Origin of the sequence: Paenibacillus riograndensis SBR5 (assembly GCF_000981585.1) — a bacterium.
In the GTDB taxonomy this organism is placed as follows: domain Bacteria; phylum Bacillota; class Bacilli; order Paenibacillales; family Paenibacillaceae; genus Paenibacillus_AQ; species Paenibacillus_AQ riograndensis.
In genome coordinates this window covers 7027647-7048714 of the sequence record NZ_LN831776.1, presented here as the reverse complement: position 1 = coordinate 7048714, position 21068 = coordinate 7027647, and the positions used below count along the sequence as shown (strand labels likewise).

General features: G+C 51.6%; 17 protein-coding genes and 1 other annotated feature. Of the genes, 10 read left to right on the top strand and 7 right to left on the bottom strand.

The window, feature by feature from the left end; all coding sequences use genetic code 11:
- Entirely contained in the window at nucleotides 1-855 is an 855-nt protein-coding gene (locus PRIO_RS29600; protein ID WP_020427122.1) for a carbohydrate ABC transporter permease, read from the top strand.
- A 155-nt stretch (nucleotides 856-1010) separates the two neighbouring features.
- Here PRIO_RS29600 and PRIO_RS29595 read toward each other — a convergent pair whose 3' ends face one another.
- Both PRIO_RS29595 and PRIO_RS29590 read right to left on the bottom strand, forming a co-directional pair.
- Entirely contained in the window at nucleotides 1011-2012 is a 1002-nt protein-coding gene (locus PRIO_RS29595; protein WP_231869776.1) for a HAMP domain-containing sensor histidine kinase, read from the bottom strand.
- 50 nt (nucleotides 2013-2062) lie between these two features.
- Complete coding sequence (locus tag PRIO_RS29590; protein ID WP_020427120.1) at nucleotides 2063-2737, bottom strand: response regulator transcription factor; 675 nt, start codon at nucleotides 2735-2737, stop codon at nucleotides 2063-2065.
- 197 nt (nucleotides 2738-2934) lie between these two features.
- Here PRIO_RS29590 and PRIO_RS29585 point away from each other — a divergent pair, with 197 nt between their 5' ends.
- From PRIO_RS29585 to arsC, 5 genes are read left to right on the top strand one after another with little or no spacing between them, the layout of a single operon-like run.
- Nucleotides 2935-5304: an ABC transporter ATP-binding protein/permease gene (locus tag PRIO_RS29585; RefSeq protein WP_020427119.1), complete on the top strand. Its 2370-nt coding sequence runs from the start codon at nucleotides 2935-2937 to the stop codon at nucleotides 5302-5304.
- A complete protein-coding gene (locus tag PRIO_RS36310; RefSeq protein WP_020427118.1) occupies nucleotides 5301-5552 on the top strand; it encodes a hypothetical protein in 252 nt (83 codons plus the stop codon). The genes PRIO_RS29585 and PRIO_RS36310 overlap by 4 nt, the downstream gene beginning before the upstream one ends.
- A 45-nt stretch (nucleotides 5553-5597) precedes the next feature.
- Nucleotides 5598-5951 (top strand): ArsR/SmtB family transcription factor, encoded by a 354-nt coding sequence (locus PRIO_RS29575; RefSeq protein ID WP_020427117.1) that lies wholly within the window; start codon nucleotides 5598-5600, stop codon nucleotides 5949-5951.
- 57 nt (nucleotides 5952-6008) lie between these two features.
- Complete coding sequence (locus PRIO_RS29570) at nucleotides 6009-7298, top strand: arsenical efflux pump membrane protein ArsB (RefSeq protein ID WP_020427116.1); 1290 nt, start codon at nucleotides 6009-6011, stop codon at nucleotides 7296-7298.
- A 21-nt stretch (nucleotides 7299-7319) separates the two neighbouring features.
- Nucleotides 7320-7739, top strand: a complete 420-nt coding sequence (gene arsC / locus PRIO_RS29565; protein ID WP_020427115.1) for an arsenate reductase (thioredoxin) — start codon at nucleotides 7320-7322, stop codon at nucleotides 7737-7739.
- Nucleotides 7740-8455: 716 nt separating this feature from the next.
- Here arsC and PRIO_RS29560 read toward each other — a convergent pair.
- Together PRIO_RS29560 and PRIO_RS29555 are read right to left on the bottom strand one after the other, a co-directional pair.
- Nucleotides 8456-9523: an LLM class flavin-dependent oxidoreductase gene (locus tag PRIO_RS29560; RefSeq protein ID WP_020425648.1), complete on the bottom strand. Its 1068-nt coding sequence runs from the start codon at nucleotides 9521-9523 to the stop codon at nucleotides 8456-8458.
- Between the two features lie 398 nt (nucleotides 9524-9921).
- Nucleotides 9922-11121, bottom strand: coding sequence for an oxalate decarboxylase family bicupin (locus tag PRIO_RS29555; protein WP_020425649.1), 1200 nt, complete (start codon nucleotides 11119-11121; stop codon nucleotides 9922-9924).
- 169 nt (nucleotides 11122-11290) lie between these two features.
- Between PRIO_RS29555 and PRIO_RS29550 the strand changes: the two genes are divergently transcribed.
- The 4 genes from PRIO_RS29550 (at nucleotide 11291) to PRIO_RS29535 (ending at nucleotide 17496) form a co-directional block, all read left to right on the top strand.
- Nucleotides 11291-12148, top strand: coding sequence for a copper amine oxidase N-terminal domain-containing protein (locus PRIO_RS29550; protein ID WP_020425650.1), 858 nt, complete (start codon nucleotides 11291-11293; stop codon nucleotides 12146-12148).
- 43 nt (nucleotides 12149-12191) lie between these two features.
- Nucleotides 12192-13748: a tetratricopeptide repeat protein gene (locus PRIO_RS29545; protein WP_020425651.1), complete on the top strand. Its 1557-nt coding sequence runs from the start codon at nucleotides 12192-12194 to the stop codon at nucleotides 13746-13748.
- 50 nt (nucleotides 13749-13798) lie between these two features.
- Nucleotides 13799-14060: a binding site (T-box leader), on the top strand.
- Nucleotides 14061-14141: 81 nt separating this feature from the next.
- Nucleotides 14142-15833, top strand: a complete 1692-nt coding sequence (locus PRIO_RS29540; protein ID WP_020425652.1) for a glutamine--tRNA ligase/YqeY domain fusion protein — start codon at nucleotides 14142-14144, stop codon at nucleotides 15831-15833.
- Nucleotides 15834-16233: 400 nt separating this feature from the next.
- Nucleotides 16234-17496 carry an Nramp family divalent metal transporter gene (locus PRIO_RS29535; RefSeq protein ID WP_085981493.1) on the top strand — a complete coding sequence of 421 codons (1263 nt, stop codon included), beginning with the start codon at nucleotides 16234-16236 and terminating at the stop codon, nucleotides 17494-17496.
- 424 nt (nucleotides 17497-17920) lie between these two features.
- On the opposite strand, the gene PRIO_RS29530 is transcribed toward PRIO_RS29535, so the two are convergent.
- From PRIO_RS29530 to PRIO_RS29520, 3 genes are all read right to left on the bottom strand, one after another.
- Nucleotides 17921-19228: an ABC transporter substrate-binding protein gene (locus tag PRIO_RS29530; protein ID WP_020425654.1), complete on the bottom strand. Its 1308-nt coding sequence runs from the start codon at nucleotides 19226-19228 to the stop codon at nucleotides 17921-17923.
- A gap of 107 nt (nucleotides 19229-19335) precedes the next feature.
- Entirely contained in the window at nucleotides 19336-20172 is an 837-nt protein-coding gene (locus PRIO_RS29525; RefSeq protein WP_020425655.1) for a carbohydrate ABC transporter permease, read from the bottom strand.
- Complete coding sequence (locus PRIO_RS29520) at nucleotides 20172-21062, bottom strand: carbohydrate ABC transporter permease (protein WP_020425656.1); 891 nt, start codon at nucleotides 21060-21062, stop codon at nucleotides 20172-20174. Before PRIO_RS29520 ends, PRIO_RS29525 begins: the two co-directional genes overlap by 1 nt.
- Nucleotides 21063-21068 lie beyond the last annotated feature (6 nt).

Genomic DNA, 21068 nt, shown 5'->3' with positions numbered 1-21068 from the left:
ATGGACCACAATCATAAAAACGGAACCGTTACCCGAAAGATAAACAAGACGATTATCTATATCGTCTGCATCTTTTTGGCGGTGCTGAGTATCCTCCCTTTTTGGATCATGTTTGTAAATGCTACCCGCTCTACAGCGGAAATCCAAAGCGGTCTGTCACTGCTTCCTTCGACCCATATGATGAGCAACCTGCGGGTGCTGCTCGATAAGAGCTTCGACCCTATACAAGGGTTCCTGAATTCGTTTACTATCTCCAGTTCGGCAACTATCTTAACTGTCTACTTCTCGTCCTTGGCGGCCTATGGGCTTGTGACGTATGACTGGAAGCTGCGCAAACCATTCTTTACCTTTATCTTATGTGTGATGATGATTCCTTCACAGGCAAGTGCCATCGGATTCTATCAGTTCATGTATAAAATACATTGGACAAACAGCTTTCTTCCGCTGATTCTGCCTGCAATAGCAGCCCCGGCGGTGGTGTTCTTCATGCGCCAATACCTGCTCGCAACGCTGTCGATAGAGATCGTAGAAGCAGCGCGCGTAGACGGGTCCGGCGAATTCAGAACCTTTAACCGGATCATCCTGCCGCTGATGATGCCGGCCGTGGCGACGCAAGCCATCTTTGCCTTTGTGGCCAATTGGAACAACTTGTTCATGCCGCTGATTTTGCTGACACAGAAGGAAAAGTATACCATGCCGGTCATGGTGAGCTTACTGCGCGGCGATATTTATAAGACAGAGTTTGGTTCGATCTATATGGGGCTGGCCTTGACGGCTTTACCGCTGTTTGTGGTGTACTTCCTGTTATCCCGGTACATTATCGCAGGCGTAGCGCTGGGAGGCGTTAAAGAATAACCCCTTTCCGGGCAATCAAGTCTAATGGCGGCCAATATGCGATGCAAGATTATCTTTTAATATAATTTGACAACCCGTTTAAGGATGTCTTGAAGCTAATGCCTCGGAGACATCCTTATTTGTGTTTCTGTGTAAACGCTCATGACCCTAAATGCTTATTTTGCACTGACTGGCCCAGGCAGCTTAATCGTAAAAGCCGACCCCACCCCCGGCTCGCTGCTGACCTCAATCCTTCCTCCGCTTAAGCTGATAATACGGGCAACCAAAGGCAGGCCGAGGCCGTTGCCTTCGGCAGAGCGTGCGGGGTCGCCCTGGTAGAATTTCTCGAAAATATGCTTACGGACCTTCGGGGTCATTCCTATTCCTGTGTCGGCTATGACTGCTGAAATCCATGGGCCATCGGGCCGGAGAGAAACCGAGATTTCTCCGCCTTCCGGCGTGAACTTGATCGCATTGCCAAGCACATTGAGCCATACCTGCATCATCAGCTCTTCATTGCCATAATAGTGAAGCTCGTCCAGATCAATGTTAAGGTTCAACTGCTTAGGCTCCCAAGCCGATTCCAGCAATAACAATGCCTGCCGGAGCTGTTCATCCAGACGGTATTCTGTTTGTTCTGTGAGCAGTTCCTGGTTTTCCAGCTTGGATATTTTGAGGATATTGCCGGATAGGGCGGACAGCTGCCGGGCGCTGTCTATAATCATGCCGGTGTATTCGTCATGCTCTTCTTTGCTTAGGCTGTCATCCTGCAAAAGGGTGGCATACCCCTCGATCGCCGCAAGGGGTGTTTTGAACTCGTGAGACACATTGACCACGAAATCATTACGGAGCGTCTCAATGCTGCGCAGCTCCTGAACCATAATATTGAAGTGGTGAGCAACGTCGCTGATTTCGCCCACCCGGTGCGATTCATCCAGATGAATATCGAAGTTTCCTCTGGAGACTTCCTTGGCCGCCTTGATCAGATCCGCGATGGGAGCCAATATTTTCCGGCCTACGGTCACTGTGATCGTCGTCCCGATGACGAGGCTGAATAATATAATGGTCAGGACCGGCGGGAAAGGATTTCTATGCTGCATGGCATCGTTGCCCAGACGGATATATAGATAAGCCAAGATCGCCATGACTAAAAGGAAGGACACAACAATTACAAACACCAACGATACAAAATGCCACCACAAGCCTCTGTTTTTAGGGGGGCTTATCCTCATCCCAGCTTCACCGCCTTGTAGCCGAGTCCTCTTACGGTGACAATTTCAAAGTCAGTGCTCTCCCTGAAACGCTCGCGCAAGCGGTTAATATGGACTACCACCGTATGCTCGTCAGATTCCGTATCCATTCCCCATATTTCATCCATCAGCTGCTGTTTGGTAAAGATTTTATTCGGATAGGAGATTAGTTTATACAGTAAATAAAATTCCTTCTGCGGAAGAAGGATGCTCTCCTGTCCCTGGATAACGGTTAAAGCGTCATAATCCAGTATGGTTGCTCCCCACTCAATTCGGCGTTCGCTGATAATTTTGGCACGCCGCAGCAGCGCCCCCACACGCAGAAGCATTTCATTTACATTGATCGGTTTCACCATATAATCGTCGATTCCAACGAGAAATCCCTGTTGTTTGTCGGCAAAGGTCTCCCGTGCAGTCACCATAAGAACCGGAAGATTATTGTTATTGTCTCTGAGTGTCCGCGTCAGCTCGTAGCCATCCATGAGCGGCATCATAATATCGCAGATGATCAAATCGATGTATTCCTTATCCAGTACCGTGAGTGCATCCTCGCCGTTAACTGCCGGGATTGCCCGGTATCCATTTTTGGTCAGGACTGTACAGAAGAGCTGCCGTAATTTGCTGTCATCCTCAACTACAAGAATATTAAACATGAGGTTTCCTCCCGGGATGCTTCATAGGGTTCAGTATATAGATGGATTAAGTATACAGCATGAACATCAAGTGAATCTCAACTGCGAAGTTGAGGTTTAGTTTATATTTAGCGTTTATACTGGGGCCAGCAAGACAAGAACAGAGAAAGAATAGAGAGAGCAAAGAGTACAGGGATAGAAAAAGGAGACTGGATAAGATGCTGCAATTAAAAAACATCACGAAAAGCTATAAGACCGGAGATTTCACGCAGGTTGCACTGGATAAGGTGAATCTGAATTTCAGGGAAAGTGAATTTGTTGCGATTTTGGGCCAAAGCGGATCGGGCAAAACAACACTGCTGAATATTATCGGCGGGCTGGATCAGTATGACAGCGGAGAGCTGGTTATCAACGGGCAGTCAACGGAGCACTTCAAAGACGGTGACTGGGATGCGTACCGCAATAATAGTGTTGGCTTTATTTTTCAAAGCTATAATCTGATTTCGCACCTGAGCATCACGGATAATGTGGAGATGGGGATGACACTCAGCGGGGTAACCCCAGCCGAGAAGCACCGCAAGGCGCTTGAAGTCTTGGAGAAGGTCGGACTCAAGGAGCATGTCCACAAAAAGCCGAACCAGCTCTCCGGCGGACAGATGCAGCGGGTAGCGATTGCCCGGGCCCTGGCCAACAATCCGGATATTATTCTCGCGGATGAGCCGACGGGGGCGCTGGATACGGAAACCAGTGAGCAGATCATGGAGCTGATCAAAACCATAGCGGAGGATAAGCTGGTCATCATGGTTACGCATAATCCGGAGCTGGCTGAGAGCTATGCGGACCGTGTCATTCGTTTTTCGGACGGTCATGCGGTTTCGGACAGCAACCCGCTGGCGAATCAGAAGACCTCAAGCTCTTATAAGCTGAAGGAAACCAGCATGAGCTTTTTTACCGCCCTGAAATTATCCGGGAAAAATATCGCGACCAAGAAGTGGCGGACGGGCCTGACTGCTTTTGCCTCAAGTATCGGAATCATTGGCATTGCCTTGATCCTGTCCTTGTCGAATGGATTCGATAAGCAGATCAACACCTATGAAACGGGGGCGCTCTCCAACTTCCCGATCCAGATTTCTCAGACGCCAATAAATGTAGAACTGGGACCGCCAGCCGGCAAAGACTCGGAGCTTCCCTCGTACCCCAAAGAGAAAAAGCTATACCCCTATGATCCCAGCGAGAATTCATCGCAGCATACAAATGTGCTCACCAAAGAATATATCGGGTATTTGAATCAGATTGACCCGGAGCTTATTGATGGTATTTCCTATACCCGCACTGTGAATATGAATGTACTGGTTTCGGATGGGGATAAGGCAACTGTACTGGACAAAAACAATATCAGCTTCACCGCATATCCCAGCAAACAGGGGAGTGAGGCGGGGAGCTATCTGGAGCAATATTATGATGTGCTGGAAGGAACCTTCCCTGCCAAGCCGACGGATGTTGTACTCATCGTGGACGAATACAACCGCCTGACCGATGCTGCGGTTCATGCCCTGGGGCTGGATTATAAGGCAGAGAGTATCGGTCTGGGAGATCTTATTGGTAAACAACTGAAGCTCGTTATGAACAATGACTATTACCGTAAGAACGGCGGGCAGTTTACCGTAAACGGAACAGCTGCGAATATAATGGACCTCTACAATAGCCCAAAAGCAGTGACTCTGAACATCGTTGGGGTATTGCGGGGCCAGGAAGGCTCAAGCATATCTACGCTGTCTCCGGGCATCGCCTATTCGGATGAGCTTGCCGCTTCATTTATAGCAGATGCACAGAAATCGGAAATTGTTCTGGCGCAGGAAAAAGCAGATTTCAATGTGCTGACCGGCCAGGCATTGTCTGATGGTGTTGCGGGCGGCGGAGCAGCAGGTACAAATCCGCTGATGATGGCCCCTGGTGCGGGTGCAGCAAGAGGCGCTGCTTCCTTAACTAAAGAGGATGTGCTGGCGTCTTTGGGGGCAACGGACATCCCTAACTCGGTTTCGCTGTACCCGATTGATTTCAGCGCCAAGGAATCGGTCACGGCTTATCTGGATAAATGGAATGAAGGACGTGATACCAAGGATCAGGTGAAATATACCGATTTGGCCGCTATCGTCACCAATATATCCGGCGGTATTATGGACGGGATTACGATGGTGCTTGTTGCTTTTGCGGCGATTTCCCTGGTGGTGTCGCTGATCATGATCGGGATCATCACCTATATCTCCGTCATGGAACGGACGAAGGAGATTGGAGTCCTGCGCGCCCTGGGTGCCCGCAAGAAGGATATCACACGGGTATTCAATGCCGAGACTTTTATTATCGGAGCCTGCTCAGGCCTCCTGGGGATAGGTATTACCTACCTGCTGACGATTCCGGTAAATGCCATTCTCTATAATCTGACTGAGCTGTCGAATGTCGCCCAGCTGAATCCGCTGCATGCGCTAATTTTGGGTGTGATCAGTGTGGGTCTTACGATGATCGGCGGATTCATTCCGGCCAAGATGGCCGCGAAGAAGGATCCGGTTACTGCCCTGCGCAGTGAGTGACGGATTTAGCTGTTGATCCAAAAATATATCAAGTGCAGAAAACCCGCAAAGCCTGCTGCTCTGCGGGTTTTTTGCTTTTATCGTTCAACGTTTTCATTATACTCCTATTTCACACCGTAACTAAGCTGTTCAATGTGCCAGTAGGTCTGGCGGTATTTCAGCGGTGGCAGGCCGGTGATTTCCTTGAACACACGTCCGAAGTGGGTCATATGTATTTGTGGATTGTCAATTTTGAAGACCTCGTTTAGTATATAAGCACAGGCTTATATGACTGAGGATGGAGAGAGGCTGTCATGGAGGAAACTACTGTCATTGCAGATATGTCGAGGATTGCTGATGACCTGAAGCTGTTAGGTGATAGAACGCGTCTCCTGATGCTGTCTCTGTTAAAGGAACGGGAATGGTGCGTGTGCGAATTTGTTGAGATTTTTGACATCTCCCAGCCCGCCATCAGCCAGCACCTGCGGAAATTAAGAAGCAAAGGCATCGTCAAGGAACAGAAGAGAGGCCAGTGGATACACTATTCCCTTAATGTTGAGGACAAGCCCCATATCCAGGCCGTACTTCAGCTCACACCGGATAGTTCCACCATCCTGGCCGTGCTGAATAAAACACAGGTGACGGTTTGCTGTGAATTATTGCATTAATCAAGACGGTTTTTGAAAGGCCCGGATGAATTCCGGATGTACACTGGAGGTTAACTTTTGGGGATTTTAGCAGGTCTTATCTTTGTAGTAACACTGGTATTTGTCATTTGGCAGCCCAGGAATCTGTCCATTGGGTGGTCTGCCTGCGGCGGGGCGATACTTGCTTTGCTTGCCGGTGTAGTCCGCTTTGGTGATGTTATCGATGTCACCCTGATCGTCTGGAATGCCACATTGGCATTTATCGGGATCATTCTGATTTCTTTAATCCTCGATACAATTGGTTTCTTCGAATGGGCTGCATTGCACATGGCCAGAGCCGCACGCGGGAGTGGTACCCGGATGTTCTTCTTCGTCACGCTCCTTGGGGCAGTGGCGGCCGCGTTTTTTGCCAACGACGGTGCGGCGCTCATTCTAACCCCGATTGTGCTGGCTATGGTCCGTGCGCTGGATTTTGATGAGAAGAAGGTCTTTCCGTTCATCATTGCCGGAGGATTCATTGCCGATACCACTTCATTGCCGCTTGTTGTAAGTAATCTGGTGAATATCGTATCGGCGGATTTTTTCGGAGTGACCTTTATGGAATACGCTGGCCGTATGCTAATCCCTACCCTGTTTTCCTTGGGGGCAAGTATTCTCGTACTGTATCTCTTTTTCAGAAGAAGTATCCCGCGGAATTTTGACAGCTCACAGCTGAAAAACCCGGAAGAGGCTATTAAAGACAAACAGATGTTCAAGCTGTCCTGGTTTGTGCTTGCGGTTCTGCTGGCTGGATATTTCGTCAGTGAATTCCTGAACATTCCGGTGTCGGCCGTGGCCGGGGTTGTCGCAATCTTTTTCCTCATTATGGCAAGGAAGAGTCCTAATGTGCATGCAATGGAAATAGTGAAGGGTGCGCCTTGGGCGATTGTATTCTTTTCCATTGGCATGTATGTTGTCGTGTATGGTCTGCGCAATGCCGGTCTGACGGATGTCCTGGCTGATGTGATTCAGGCTGTAGCCGATCAGGGGCTGTTCGCTGCGAGCGTGGGGATGGGCTTTATTGCTGCTGTTATCTCTTCAGTAATGAACAATCTGCCTACCGTGATGATAGATGCGCTGGCGATTGATGCAACGCATACCTCCGGGCTGATCAAGGAAGCTTTAATCTATGCGAATGTTATCGGTTCTGATTTGGGACCCAAGTTTACACCGATCGGCTCTCTGGCAACGCTGCTGTGGCTGCATGTGCTGTCAACCAAAGGGTTGAAAATATCCTGGGGGACCTATTTCAAAACAGGTATTATCCTGACCATTCCCACGCTGTTCATCACGCTGCTTGGCCTCTATATAACGTTGATCCTATTCTAGACACAAAGGAGACTGCAACTTATGGACAAGAAAATCATTTACTTTTTGTGTACAGGAAACTCCTGCCGGAGCCAAATGGCCGAAGGCTGGGCCAAGAAATACTTGAGCGATGAATGGAAGGTGTACAGCGCAGGAATAGAGGCCCATGGTCTGAATCCGAAAGCCGTAAAAGCTATGAACGAGGTGGGCATTGATATATCGGGACAGACGTCTGATATTATCGATCCGCAACTGCTGGGCAACGCAGACCTTGTCATTACCTTATGCGGGGATGCTGCTGATAAATGCCCGGTTACACCGCCACAGGTGAGACGTGAGCACTGGGGATTCGATGATCCTGCGAAAGCGCAGGGAACGGATGAAGAGAAGTGGGCGGTTTTCCAGAGGGTACGCGACCAAGTGGGCGAGCGCATTAAGCGGTTTGCGGAAACTGGCGAATAAATAGGGTGAACGGCCAAGTGGCGGGAGCGATTGCTGCGGGGGGACATAGGAGAGAACTTAATTGAGGTCATAAAGGGTGCTCCAGGCATAGCTAAACTAAAAATCTATTCAGTTCTTGGAAGCCTCACAGGAATATACGCAATGCAGGAGGATAGGGCTCCATCCGCGGACTGAAGCGGACAGAGGAGCCCTTATTTTGCCAAAAATCTTACTTTATCTACAGTTACGGACACAGGAGCCGTTATATCGTTCAATTGAGCCTGAAATAAAGGGGAAAGGGAGAAATAAAGGCATCTCAGTCCGTCCTGCGGAATAGCCGAATCTTCTATCCATAACGGCTCTCCTGTCCGTAACGGCTGCGGATCGATCGCGAAGGCATAGGGCGATCCGTCTTTACCGGCTTCCTCGCAGGTGCTAGTTGGAAAAAGGGAACTTATTTTTCCGGAAATTAAGAAATCCTGAGAGTGAAGTGGAAAAAGTAAACTTAATTGGGCCACTTTTCTCGAAAAATGGATAAATGAGCTGAATTAGTGTCCCTTTTTCCACTTCATCTGCCCCGGGTAGGGTACTCCGGCAAATTAGTGTACCTTTTTCCACCTAAAGAGTTGCCGTAGGATTCATGGGGAGTCGTTCTCCAGGTAACGTTAGAACCAAGACGGCTGCGCTGTCCCGTGGAGGACGGCACAGCCGTTTTGTTCTAAGGTCAGGCAGCTTTTTTACAGAGCGCCTTTCGCAAGCTCCCGGCGCACAATCGGGGCAACCTTGGTGCCCAGCAGCTCGATGGCGCGCAGGACTTCGCGGTGCGGCATGGTGCCGACATTTACATGCAGGAAGAAGCGGGTAACGCCGAGATTTTTGCGCAGCAGCAGAATCTTCTCGGCGACATATTCGGCATCGCCTACATAGAGGGCACCCCGCAGGCTGCGGGCATCGTCATAAGTCGCACGGTTATAGGCTTGGCCCCAGCCCCGTTCGCGCCCGATCACATTCATCTGGGCCATTGTCGACGGATAGAACAAAGCGGCCGCCTGTTCGGTGGTTTCACCGACAAAGCCATGCGAGTGTGTGGCGATCTGCAGCTTGTCGGGGTTATGCCCGGCTTTGGCGGCAGCGTCCTTGTAGAGCTGGACCAGCGGAGCGAAGCGCTCCGGCATGCCGCCGATGATGGCGAACGCGATGGGAAGGCCGAGCATGCCTGCCCGGATCGCAGATTCGGGATTGCCGCCGCTGGCAATCCATACCGGCAGCGGGTCCTGGACGGCGCGCGGATAGACCGGAAGGTTGTTGATGGCCGGACGATGACCGCCGCGCCAGGTAACCTTTTCCGAGGCTCTAATCTTCAGCAGCAGCTCCAGCTTTTCTTCGAACAATTCATCATAGTCATCCAGACTGTAGCCGAAGAGCGGGAAGGATTCGATAAAAGAGCCCCGGCCCGCCATGATTTCCGCCCGGCCGCCCGAGAGGCCGTCTAGCGTTGAGAAGGCTTGGTAGACGCGCACCGGATCATCCGAAGACAATACAGTAACGGCACTGGTGAGCCGGATATTCTTTGTCATAGCCGCCGCCGCAGCGAGCACCACAGCAGGGGCGCTGCCGGCATAGTCAATGCGGTGATGTTCCCCGATACCATATACATCCAGGCCGACCTGATCGGCGAGTACAATTTCTTCTACCGCTTCACGCAGTCTTTCGGCGTGGCTGATGACCTCGCCGGTCACCGGGTCCGGCGTAGTCTCCAAAAATGTGCTGATGCCGATTTCCATACTGTTTTCCATCTCGGACATTTCAATCCGCCTCCTTTTTTTCGTATTTTCATCTTACTATACTTTTTAATGTTTCTCAACTTTAGTAAGTGGATTGGGCCATAAAAAATACCCGCCACCCATTAAGTATGGGCGGCAGGCGGATGCAGTAGTGCTGTGTTTAGGATTTTTTTTTGCCAACAGCAAGCTGCACGATCATGATGACAAGAACGAGCAAGGCAATGAGCTGGTCTGTACTCATAGGGGTCCGGCCTCCAATCCTTAAGTATAGGATGGCTCTTCGGACCGCATCCCCTCTCCCAAGGAGCTGCTTTGTTCCCCTAATACAGACTATGAAGGGATAACTGAGGTTATTACTTCATCCCCTGAATCATTATGCTGCTGAATGGATCTCCTGTGGAACCTGTGCTCCTTCCTCCTCATGCTTTTCGCTCCGGCCCGCCATATCCTGGATAGGTGACGACAGGCCATTTGATTTTGCGCAGCGCATCTATCAGCTCCGGCCCCACGTTCAGATTGCTGCTGACAAGCTCTTCAGGCGTAAGCGCCATCCATTGGTTCAGTGAAACATCGGCAAAGCGGTCACTTTTGAACATTTCCAGGAACCAGAGGGTTTCCTTGCCGGTATTCTGGATATAATGTCCGAAAGCAAAAGGAACATAGCCGACATCTCCGGCCCTGTAATTGAAGGTACGGGCGGCACCGTTGCCGCCAAAAACCGTCATGCGGCCTTCTCCGGCCAGATAATACTGCCACTCATCATTGTTCGGATGCCAGTGCAGCTCACGCATCGCCCCCGGCTCAATCTCGACGAGCGCTGCGGCGATCGTCCTGGAGACGGGGAAATTCGAGCTGTCAACGATCCGCACGCTTCCGCCCGGCGTTTTCAGCGGAGGCTGGGCCAGCAGCCGGTGCTTGAAGCTCAGCGGAATTTCGCCGAAGGGAGATTGTACCTTTTGACTCTGCAGGGAGCCGGGGACCTGGTCCTGGTAGATGTAGACCTGCTCCTTCGGAAGATAGTCAAAGGCCGAAGGGGGCACCCCGAAATTGGCCGACAGCACTTCCTTCGGCGTATGGGCGAACCAGTCAGAGAGGGACAGGGTATTGAGGTCGGAGAACGTACCGTCGTCAAAAACAAGCAGGAATTCACAGCCCTCCGCAAGCCCTTGAATGGAGTGGGGAATACCCGGGGGAAAATACCACAGATCCCCCGGGCCGATATCGGCAATAAAGTTCCGGCCGTTCTGATCCACCGCTGTGATCCGTGCGCTCCCAAGCAGCATATAGGACCATTCGGCCTGCTGATGCCAGTGCAGCTCCCGTACGCCGCCCGGAGTCAGGCTCATATTAACTGCGGCAAGTGTGGTGGCAACGGGCAATTCTCTAACCGTTACCTCCCTGGACCAGCCGCCGTGATTAAGCTGCATATGGGCGTCGGAGAAAGAGAATTTCAGATTGGGAATGAGTCCATTGTCCGTAACCGGAGGGATGAACATATCCGGGTTCTCCCAGTCCCGCATCACATCGCGGGGGCCAAGGTCTACGTTGCCTGCGCCGTCGCTGCGTATCGGCTGGGGAATGCCTGCTTTTTTGGCTGAACCATGTTCCGGGGATTCCATGGGTCTGGCTCCTTTCCTGATTGCAATTGCTCAATAGAGAATATATGCCGGAAGGCCGTTTGAAGATGCCCACAATTGCAAATCAGGAATTGACAGAGACCGCCCGAAGATGGATTCTTAATAATGGACTTATATTTGGTATTTCCATTCATAAAGGAGAGGATCTAAAATGAGTTATCCGGGCTACCGGGTCCACCGGTTAGGCAGAATCAGAGCTTTAATCATCTTGCTATTTGCCAGTCTCTTATCAACGGTCTACATGCCAACATCTTCAGCAGCAAGTGCCACACCAGCAGCGGGGAAGCAAATTCAGCCGATACTGATCAACGACAACTATGTGCTGTTCCCGGGAAAGCTGGCGCCCTATACGCAATCGGGTAAATTAATGGTGCCTATCCGCCCGTTCACGAAAGCGCTTGGCGCGCAGCTGGTGTATAATGCCCAGACGAAGAGCGTTTCGGTTTCACTTCTCGGCGGCACTGTGTATAATATCAGGCCCGGGCAAACTACAGCAGAAGCCGCTGACGGAACGGCGTTCTCCTTGGAGGCGGCACCGGTGCTGCGTGACGGTGTGCTTTTTGTGCCAATGAGCCCTGTGCTGGGAGCCTTGAAGTCCATCCGCTGGGAGAATATGTTGAATACAATCGACCGCCCCATACTGGTGGTGCAGGGCAGACAGGGATTCACTCTGCCGCAGACGGGGCCATGGCTGAAGGTCACACCATTTACGGGCCTAGCTGGAGAGAACTACAATCCGTTGTATCCGACGGTACTGACGCAGGAGCCATCCGGCAAGGGATACCGGCTGAATCTGAGTGTGATCAACACATCCGGGTTCATTATTCCCAAAGGAAGCGCAGCGCTGGAGCTGATCGCTGTCGACAGTCAAGGGCAAGCAACGATCCGGAAGATCCCGGGTCCGGCCGGCCAGACGGCTAAGGCTGCGGCGTTAGCGTTCACAGTGAACATTCCGTCAGCGGCTGAGTATGTCATTTATAATTCCCGGACAGCTGATTTGGGACACTAAGAGAACATTAACCAGAAGATTATAGAGAGCAGGGTATACACATATGACAGACAGCGGACCAATACGCTACCGCTTCAGCGAAGCCCCGATATGGGAGCTGCAGCGCAAATATTATGAAGAGCTGGGGATGCAGGCCTGGAAAAACGACCAGGTTCCGCAGTATATTACGAGCAATCCGATGATCGGGACCAGCTATGCAGAGATGATCTTTGGTTTTTTACAGGACCGGGCGGGGATGGGGCACACCACGGAGCCGGTCATTATTCTGGAGCTGGGTGCAGGTGCCGGACGCCTCGCGTTCCATGTGCTGCAGAAGCTGTGTGAATTAGTGGATTATGCGGGGCTGCCGCTGCCTCCGTTTACCTATGTCATGAGCGATCTTCCGTGGAAAAATATCACCGGCTGGCAGCAGCATCCCGGCCTGATCCCTTTTGTAGAGCAGGGCATCCTCGATTTCGCGCGTTTCGACGCTGTTGCGGATACCGAGCTGCATCTTATAGAAAGTGGAAGGGTGATTACACCGGGGATGCTGGCACAGCCGCTGATGGTGATCGCCAACTACTTTTTTGACAGTATCCCGCAGGAGCTGCTCTATGTGGATGAAGGCAAAATATATGAGTGCGAGGTATCGCTGCAATACCCGGAGCAGTCAGACACGATGGGGCCCTCCGAGGTGCTGAGGGATCTGATTCCCGAGTATCACTACCGCCGGGCAGCAGGCTATGAAGAGAAGTTCTACCCGTACCGCGAGGTGATCGCGTTCTATCAGGAGAAGCTGGAGGATTCGCATGTGCTTTTCCCGGCGGCGGCGCTGGAATGTATGGAGCGGCTGAGTGCGCTGTCCGGGTCTGGCTTCCTGCTGCTGACCGCCGACAAGGGCGACCACCGGCTGGAGAACTGGGAGTTTGCTGAGCCGCCGAAGCTGATCCATCATGGCAGCATCTCACTTACAGCCAACTATCATGCGCTGGTGTGCTATTTTGAACAAAAAGGCGCATTGGCTTCATTTACCGAACATCATTACAAGAACCTGAACGTCGGCTGCATCTTTATGCTGGAGGAGCCGCTGCGCCATGTCCAGGCCCGTCTGGCCTACCGCAGGTTCATTGAACGTTTCGGGCCGGATGACTTCTTCAGTCTGAAGCTCTGGATCGACCAGAACTACGATACTATCGGGCTGCAGCAGATTCTGGGCTTCTGGCGGCTGGGCGGCTATGATGCCGAGCTGTTCATCCAGAGTGCCGAGCGGATTTCCGGCCTGCTGGAAGATGCCAGCGATGAGGAGATTCTCGATTTGAAGCTGGGGATCGACCGGATGTGGACAGGCTTTTATCCGATGCCGCAAAAATATGATCTCGCCCTGGACAGCGGGCTGCTGCTGTTCGAGATGGGACTGTACGAAGACTCGCGGCGTTTTCTGACGCAATCGCTGCGGGAGACGGAGGATGAGCCGGTCGTCACAGTGCTCTATTGCCTGGCCATCTGCAGCTATGAGCTTGAGGATCTGGAGGCTGCGCTGGAGTATACCCGCCAGGCGCTGGTGCTGGAGCCGGAGCATGAGGAGGCACTGGATCTTCTGGCGGCGCTCAGCGGGGACTGAGGCTGCCTTTACAGCAGCGCAGTTATTTTGTAAAATACAAGAAATTATAATCAAATGCGATGAGGAGAAGAGTAGATATATCCGTTCTTTTACAGAGAGCCCCGGACGCTGAAAAGGGGTAAAGAAAGGTGTATTGAACCAAGTCTCTGAGCGGCGTACCGGAACTAGCAGATGCCGGGGATGGTGCGACAGGAGCTCCTGTTACAGAGCTAGAGTATAAGCCTTGCCTGCCGGCAATGCCGTACTTAATGAGATTAATATGGCGACATATTAATAAACCTGGGGTGGTACCGCGAGAATCTCGTCCCCAAGACCATACGTCTTGGAGGTGGGGTTCTTTTTTGTTGGGAAAGATTCAGAGCGGTCATCACATTCATACAGGAGGGTTCACACATGGGCAACGACAATGCAATGGAAACCGCAGCAGCGGAAAACTACATGGATAAGCTGATCAAGGAGGATATAGAGTCCGGTATCTACAGCAGGGAGATCTGCACAAGGTTCCCGCCGGAGCCGAACGGATATCTGCATATCGGCAGTGCGTTTGCGATTCACACCAACTATGGGCTTGCGCACAAATACGGCGGCACCTTTCATCTGCGCTTCGACGATACGAATCCGCTCAAAGAGGACATGGAATATGTAAAAGCGATCATTCAGGATATTGAATGGCTGGGCTGCAGCCCCGGAGAACATATTTATTACGGCTCGGACTATTCGGAGCAAATCTACAATAGCGCGCTGAACTTAATCCGCAAAGGCAAAGCCTATGTCTGCGATTTGTCGCCGGAAGAGGTGACCGCCTACAGAGGCACACTGACGGAACCGGGAAAAAACAGTCCTTACCGGGAACGGTCCGTGGAGGAGAACCTCCGCTTATTCAGCGGGATGAGGGAAGGGGCTTATCCCACCGGTTCCCGGGTGCTGCGGGCCAAAATCGATATGTCTTCACCGAACATCAACCTGCGTGATCCTGTGATCTATAGAATTATCCATGCGGAGCATTACCGTACAGGGAATGCATGGTGCATTTACCCGATGTATGATTTTGCCCACCCGATCCAGGACGCCATTGAAGGGATTACCCATTCCTTATGCTCGCTTGAGTTCAAGGACCACCGCCCCCTCTATGAGTGGGTGCTGGAGGAACTGGGCATTGAAGAAGCCCCTAGGCAAAGGGAATTCGGGCGGGTCAATCTGACAGGGGTGGTTACCGGCAAACGGTATCTCAGAGCACTCGTTGCGGGGAACTACGTGGACGGCTGGGATGATCCCCGGCTTCCCACACTGCGCGGTCTGCGGAGACGGGGATTTACCCCGGAGAGCATCCGCAGCTTTGTCAGAGAGATCGGCATGGTCCGAAACCAGACGATGGTGGACTTCTCGATGCTGGAGCATTGCCTGAGACAGGACCTCAAAGCCAGTGTGCCAAGTATAATGGCCGTGCTTGATCCGCTAAAGGTCGTAATTACCAATTACGAGGCGGGGGAAACAGAGTGGCTGCCCCTGGCCAATAATAGCGAAAATGCGGAGCTGGGTGTGAGAGAGGTGCCGTTCTCAGGCACTGTCTACATTGAGCGGGATGATTTCATGGAGGAACCGGCGCCGGGTTTCCGCAGGCTGGTTCCGGGCGGTGAGGTCCGGCTGAAGGGGGCTTATATCATCAAATGCAACGAAGTCATCAAGGATGCCGGAACCGGTGCGGTCCGCGAGCTGCGCTGCACCTATGATCCCCTGACCAAAAGCGGCGGGGCAAATAGTGGACGCAAGGTCAAAGGCACCCTGCACTGGGTCTCGGCCAGTCATGGCATACCGGCAGAGGTATACCTGTATGAGAAGCTGCTGGAAGACAATGAAGGCCCCAAGGCGGAAGGCGAAACCTGGGAGGAGTACATCAATCCGGATTCCATAAGGCTGATGCTGAGCTGCCTGCTGGAGCCTTTTGCGGCTGGCGCCAAGCCTGAGGATAAATTTCAATTTATGCGCCAGGGATACTTTTGCGTCGACAACAAGCTGAGCCGGGAAGACCGGCTGGTTTTCAACCGGATTGTTCCGCTGAAGGATACGTGGAAGAGCGGGAAATAAGCCGCCGTGAATGGGATGAAGAGACAGGTAATAGCAGCGGGCGGGAGCCGGGGGTGACCCGGACCCCGCCCGTTAATTTTTAAGCAGAAGCAGATGAGCTGAAGTTTCACTTTATGGGGCTTTGTTACATAAGAATAAAGTAACCTGCTCTAGGCTGAAGAGATATTCGCATGAGTGTTGCCTGCACCCCGAAACATTAAGCGCACAAGGGTTAATAAATAGGGTATGGAAATGATGCCAAGCAATAGTTTCGTAAAGGCATTTACATTTTTCAAAACACAGATTATAATAAAACTAAATTAAATGTTGCACCAGGGAAACTTTCGTGTGTATAGACAACTTTTCCGGGCAAGAGGAGGGATTGATAATGATGGAGCAAAATTTGGCAGAAACACCTCCAATGATACACAGACAAAAAAACAAACTCACCGCGCAGGCAGTGCTGAACGGGGATGTCAAAGGATTGAAGAGGCTCCTTCCTTTCCTGGGCCCGGCTTTTATCGCTTCTGTAGCCTATCTGGACCCCGGGAATTTCGCCACCAATATTACAGCAGGCTCTAAATATGGTTACCTCCTGCTGTGGGTTATATTCGCGTCGAATCTGATGGCTGTTCTGATTCAATCGCTGTCCGCCAAGCTTGGCATAGCTACCGGCAAGAATCTGCCCGAGGTAGCACGGGAGAGATTCCCGAAGGGCGTATCCATCTTTTTGTGGATTCAGAGTGAACTGGTGATTATCGCTACCGATCTGGCGGAGTTTATCGGGGCAGCGCTCGGACTATATCTGTTGTTCGGCATTCCGATGCTGCCAGCCGCATTGATAACCGCTGTTGGTTCATTCGCCATTCTGGAGCTGCAGCGGCGCGGGTACCGCACACTTGAGGCCGGAATCGCCGGTATGGTGCTGATTGTCGTACTGGCCTTTACGTTCCAGGTCATCATGGCCAAGCCGGATGCCGGGGCAGTCGCCGCCGGGATCTTCACCCCGCAGTTCCAGGGCGTTGACAGCATTCTGCTGGCTGCGGGCATCCTGGGTGCGACGGTAATGCCGCATGCGATCTATCTGCATTCTTCGCTGACACAGAGCCGCGTAGTCGGAATCGATGACAAGGAGAAAAAACAGATTTTCAAGCTGGAGTTCATCGACATTCTGATTGCCATGCTGATTGCCGGTGCGGTCAATATGGCGATGGTGGTTGTGGCCGCCGCGTTGTTTTTCAAGAACGGCTTAGTGGTCGAGGATTTGGATATCGCTTTTGAGCAGTTCCGCCATTTGGCAGGACCGGTTACTGCGGTTTCCTTCGGACTGGGTCTCTTGATTGCCGGACTCTCCAGTTCGTCAGTGGGGACGATGGCAGGGGATGTGGTCATGCAGGGCTTCATTAATAAAAGAATCAATCTCTACCTGCGGCGGGCGATTACGATTATTCCTCCGCTGGCCATCATCGCCTTCGGCATCAATGCTACAAGCGCCCTGGTCATGAGCCAGGTGGTGCTCTCGTTCGGGATTGCCTTTGCCTTGATTCCGCTGGTGATCTTCACCAGTGACCGCAAAATCATGAACGGGCTGGTGAACCACCGGATTACTACGGTTCTGGGCTGGATCATCTCCGCACTCGTTGTATCGCTGAATCTGTTCCTGATTGTAGAGATGTTTGTCTAAGGCTTCCAACCAAGAGCGTAACTGTATTTCATACAATTAAAAGTTAGTAATTACTCGCTTAATCCGTTGTAATTGTACTCTGTACACTTAAAAAGCTATCGTTTCGAGAAAAGAATGCCATTTGCGATGTTTAAGTGCACCCAATACAGCTAGCGCTTAAAAACGAATGGTAAATTTGCTTTTAACTGCAGTAAATACATCTATCGAGTCTAAGGGAATAGATTCTTAGGATTAGGAAAAGCCCGCCCCCGGCATCTGTCAGGTTGTACCTGAATGGATGACCGGAGGCGGGCTTTTTTGAAAGATAAGAAAGTTCCCGCTGGAACGCTGCCGTCCCTCAAAAGGACGGCGAAGTCGTTTCTGCTTAGCTGCCCAGCATGGATTATTTGCGCTGAAGACTAGGCTCTGCTGAATGGAGGTAAGATTACTGCTTCACGATATCCTGTACGGATTTGTCGAGCTTCTCCAGGAGCTGATCGTGATTCAGCTGGCCGCCCAGGTATTCCTGCATAGCTGCACCGAAACCTTGAGTCACCCCGTCTGGGAACATATCCCAGTTCCAGCCGAGGGCTTTATCGGATTGCTCCTGCACTGCAACGGCGACCTGGCCGATATCCGCTGCATCCGTTTCAACGTTGGTTTCAGCGGGGATGAATTTGAATTCCTTAGTCAGATATTTCTTGCCGGTTTCCGAGCTCACGAGCCAGTTGAGGAATGCTTTGGCTTCTTCCGGATGTGCCGATTTGCTGTTCACAATATAGTTGTTAGGCACACCTACGAGAATGGTTCCTTCTTCGTCGCTGATCGGCAGCGGGAGCAGGCCGAGGTTCAGGTCCGGATCAATCTTGTCGATATCCCCTTGCGTCCAGTTGCCCTGCATCATCATGGCCGCTTTGCCGGATGCGAAGTCTGCAATCTGTGTAGCATAATCTGTAGTCATTTTATTATCCTGTGCATTGTCAAAGATCACATCCACCAGGTCAAGCCATTGCTTGAACACCGCATTGTCTTTAAAGGTTTGGGTACCGGCTTTGAGATCATCGATGAATTTCTTCGGGTCCGGCTGATGAGCCAGGCCTACGTTCACCAGGTGCATCCCCATGGACCACCACTCATTGGTCGCTTCAAACGGCGTGATGCCTGCGGCTTTCAGCTTGGCTGCCGCGTCTTTGAGCTGTGAAAGTGTTTTGGGTTCTTCTGTAATCCCTGCTTTGGTGAAGAGGTCCTTATTATAGATGAGTCCGTAGCCTTCAACATTCATCGGCATCCCGTACAGCTTGCCATCGACGGTAGCCGGCGTTTTGGCGGTTGGAATCAGATTGGCCACCCAGGGCTCGTTCGACAGATCGGTGGCACGGTCCATATATGGAACCAGGGCCGTATAACCGCCATTGTTGAAGATCTCCGGTTCAGAGCCGGAAGCAAGCTCTGCTTTGAGCAGCGCGCCGTAGTCTTCACCGCCGCCATGTGTTTCCACTTCAACCTTCACACCGGTTTCTTTCTCATACTCTTCGGCCAGCGCATTTAACTGCTCGGCAATTTCGACCTTGAACTGGAACATTTTGATCGTTACATCCTTGGCCGGGGCTTTAGTAGTCTCGGGTGCAGCCGTCTCTGTTCCTGTGTTGACAGCGTTTCCACCGTTTGCGGAATTATTATTGCCGCCATTGCCGCAACCTGCGATAATAAGTGTGCAAACGGTTGCGATAACAAATGCGAACTTTCTTTTCATAGTATAACCTCCCTGGTCTAGTGGTCCTACAACCTGATCGTAATGCAAATTTGAATGAGCTTACACTTAATATTTTGCTCAAAAAAGTGGATATTATTGCAGAGGGTCTAACCCTTAATGGAGCCTGCGGTGACACCTTCAACAATATAACGCTGCAGAGACAGGAAGAACAAGAGAATCGGCGTAATCGCCATGACCAGTCCGGCGAGAGCAAGATCCCACTTCTTGGTGTACTGGCCGAAGAACTTGGTAACAGCCACCGGCAGTGTGGTCAGGTCCTTATTACCTCCAATGACAAGCACCGGCAGCAGGTAGTCATTCCAGATCCACAGGGTGTTCAGAATAATGACGGTAACAATGATCGGCATGAGCAGCGGGAAGACGATTTTGAAGAAAACGCCATAGGGGCTTGAACCGTCAACACGTGCAGCTTCCTCCAGCTCTATAGGCACACTTTTGATGAAGCCATGGAACAGGAACACGGACAGCGGCATTCCGAAGCCGAGATAGCAGGCCACAATGCCGTACAGCTCACCGCGCAGCTCCAGCATGCTGGTCACCCGGACCAATTGCAGCATCAGAGACTGGAACGGAATGATCATCGCCGATACAAGCAGCAGAAACACAAAGGAATTGAAGCGTGACGGCTTTCTGACAATCTGGTAGGCAGCCATGGAGCTGAACATCACGATGAAGATTACGCTCAGCACTGTGATTTGCAGGGAGTTCCAGAACGCCTGGGGAAAATTGATCGCATCCCATACTTTGGAGTAATTATCCCAGTGAAACACCTGCGGGAACGATGCCGCATCAATCAGGATTTCCTTCAGCCTCTTAACCGAGTTGCTCAGCACCAGGTAGAACGGAGACAGGAACACCACGGCCAGAAGAATGGCGAATATCTCAAGGATGAAATGGTTCAGACGATATCTGCTAGTCTGCATTATGCGGACACCTCTTTCCGTTTGGTGAGCCAGACCTGTGTGACGGTGATCAGGGAGACGGCGAAGAAGAAGAGCAGCGCTTTGGCGGTCCCGAGGCCGTAACGGTTGTTGATCAGTGCTTCCGCGTAGATGTTGTAGGCAAGCGACTGGGTTGAGGTTCCCGGTCCGCCTTTGGTCAGCGACAGGTTGAGATCGAACATTTTGAAGGCATTGGAAGTGGTCAGGAACAGGCAGATGGTGATGGATGGCATGATTAGCGGGACATAGACACTCTTGAACAATTGCGGAGCGCGTGCCCCGTCGATCTTGGCCGCTTCAATCAGATCCTTCGGAATTCCGGCCAATCCGGCGATGTAAATGACCATCATATATCCGGCTGTCTGCCAGACGAACACGATCACGAGGCCCCAGAAGCCGGTGCCCGCTGTACCCAGCCAAGGCAGCTGGAAGAAGGAAATACCGGTCATCTCGCCGATGGTAGCGAAACCTTTGGTGAAGATAAACTGCCAGATGTAACCGAGCAGAATGCCGCCAATTACATTGGGCATGAAGAAGATCGTGCGCAGCACCTTTTTGGTCTTCAGCGCCGTCATCAGCAGGAATGCAAGCAGCAGTGCCAGGACATTGGCTGCAATAACGGATACTACCGTGAAGCGTAAAGTAAAGAAGAGGGAGTCCCAAAACTTGTCATCATTCGTAAAAATCCGTTTCCAGTTGTCCGCACCGGTCCAGACCGCTTTGTCCAAATCCAGTCCGTTCCAATTGGTGGAGGAGTAGTAAAAGCCGAGAATGAAGGGTGTGACCACAATGGTCAGGAAGAAGAGCAGGGCGGGCCAGAGGAAAATAATTTGCTGTCCCCAGCCTCGTTGCAGACGCAGAGCTTTTCTCATATGGAG

What these genes read in the sequence shown, in the direction of transcription:
- PRIO_RS29575 (WP_020427117.1), top strand. Translation starts at nt 5,598, where the DNA reads ATGGAGGAAACTACTGTCATTGCAGATATGTCGAGGATTGCTGATGAC.
- PRIO_RS29550 (WP_020425650.1), top strand. Translation starts at nt 11,291, where the DNA reads ATGAGTTATCCGGGCTACCGGGTCCACCGGTTAGGCAGAATCAGAGCT.
- PRIO_RS29535 (WP_085981493.1), top strand. Translation starts at nt 16,234, where the DNA reads ATGATACACAGACAAAAAAACAAACTCACCGCGCAGGCAGTGCTGAAC.
- PRIO_RS29560 (WP_020425648.1), bottom strand. Translation starts at nt 9,523, where the DNA reads ATGTCCGAGATGGAAAACAGTATGGAAATCGGCATCAGCACATTTTTG.
- PRIO_RS29585 (WP_020427119.1), top strand. Translation starts at nt 2,935, where the DNA reads ATGCTGCAATTAAAAAACATCACGAAAAGCTATAAGACCGGAGATTTC.
- PRIO_RS29540 (WP_020425652.1), top strand. Translation starts at nt 14,142, where the DNA reads ATGGGCAACGACAATGCAATGGAAACCGCAGCAGCGGAAAACTACATG.
- PRIO_RS29545 (WP_020425651.1), top strand. Translation starts at nt 12,192, where the DNA reads ATGACAGACAGCGGACCAATACGCTACCGCTTCAGCGAAGCCCCGATA.
- PRIO_RS29520 (WP_020425656.1), bottom strand. Translation starts at nt 21,062, where the DNA reads ATGAGAAAAGCTCTGCGTCTGCAACGAGGCTGGGGACAGCAAATTATT.
- PRIO_RS29555 (WP_020425649.1), bottom strand. Translation starts at nt 11,121, where the DNA reads ATGGAATCCCCGGAACATGGTTCAGCCAAAAAAGCAGGCATTCCCCAG.
- PRIO_RS29600 (WP_020427122.1), top strand. Translation starts at nt 1, where the DNA reads ATGGACCACAATCATAAAAACGGAACCGTTACCCGAAAGATAAACAAG.
- PRIO_RS29590 (WP_020427120.1), bottom strand. Translation starts at nt 2,737, where the DNA reads ATGTTTAATATTCTTGTAGTTGAGGATGACAGCAAATTACGGCAGCTC.
- PRIO_RS29525 (WP_020425655.1), bottom strand. Translation starts at nt 20,172, where the DNA reads ATGCAGACTAGCAGATATCGTCTGAACCATTTCATCCTTGAGATATTC.
- arsC (WP_020427115.1), top strand. Translation starts at nt 7,320, where the DNA reads ATGGACAAGAAAATCATTTACTTTTTGTGTACAGGAAACTCCTGCCGG.
- PRIO_RS29530 (WP_020425654.1), bottom strand. Translation starts at nt 19,228, where the DNA reads ATGAAAAGAAAGTTCGCATTTGTTATCGCAACCGTTTGCACACTTATT.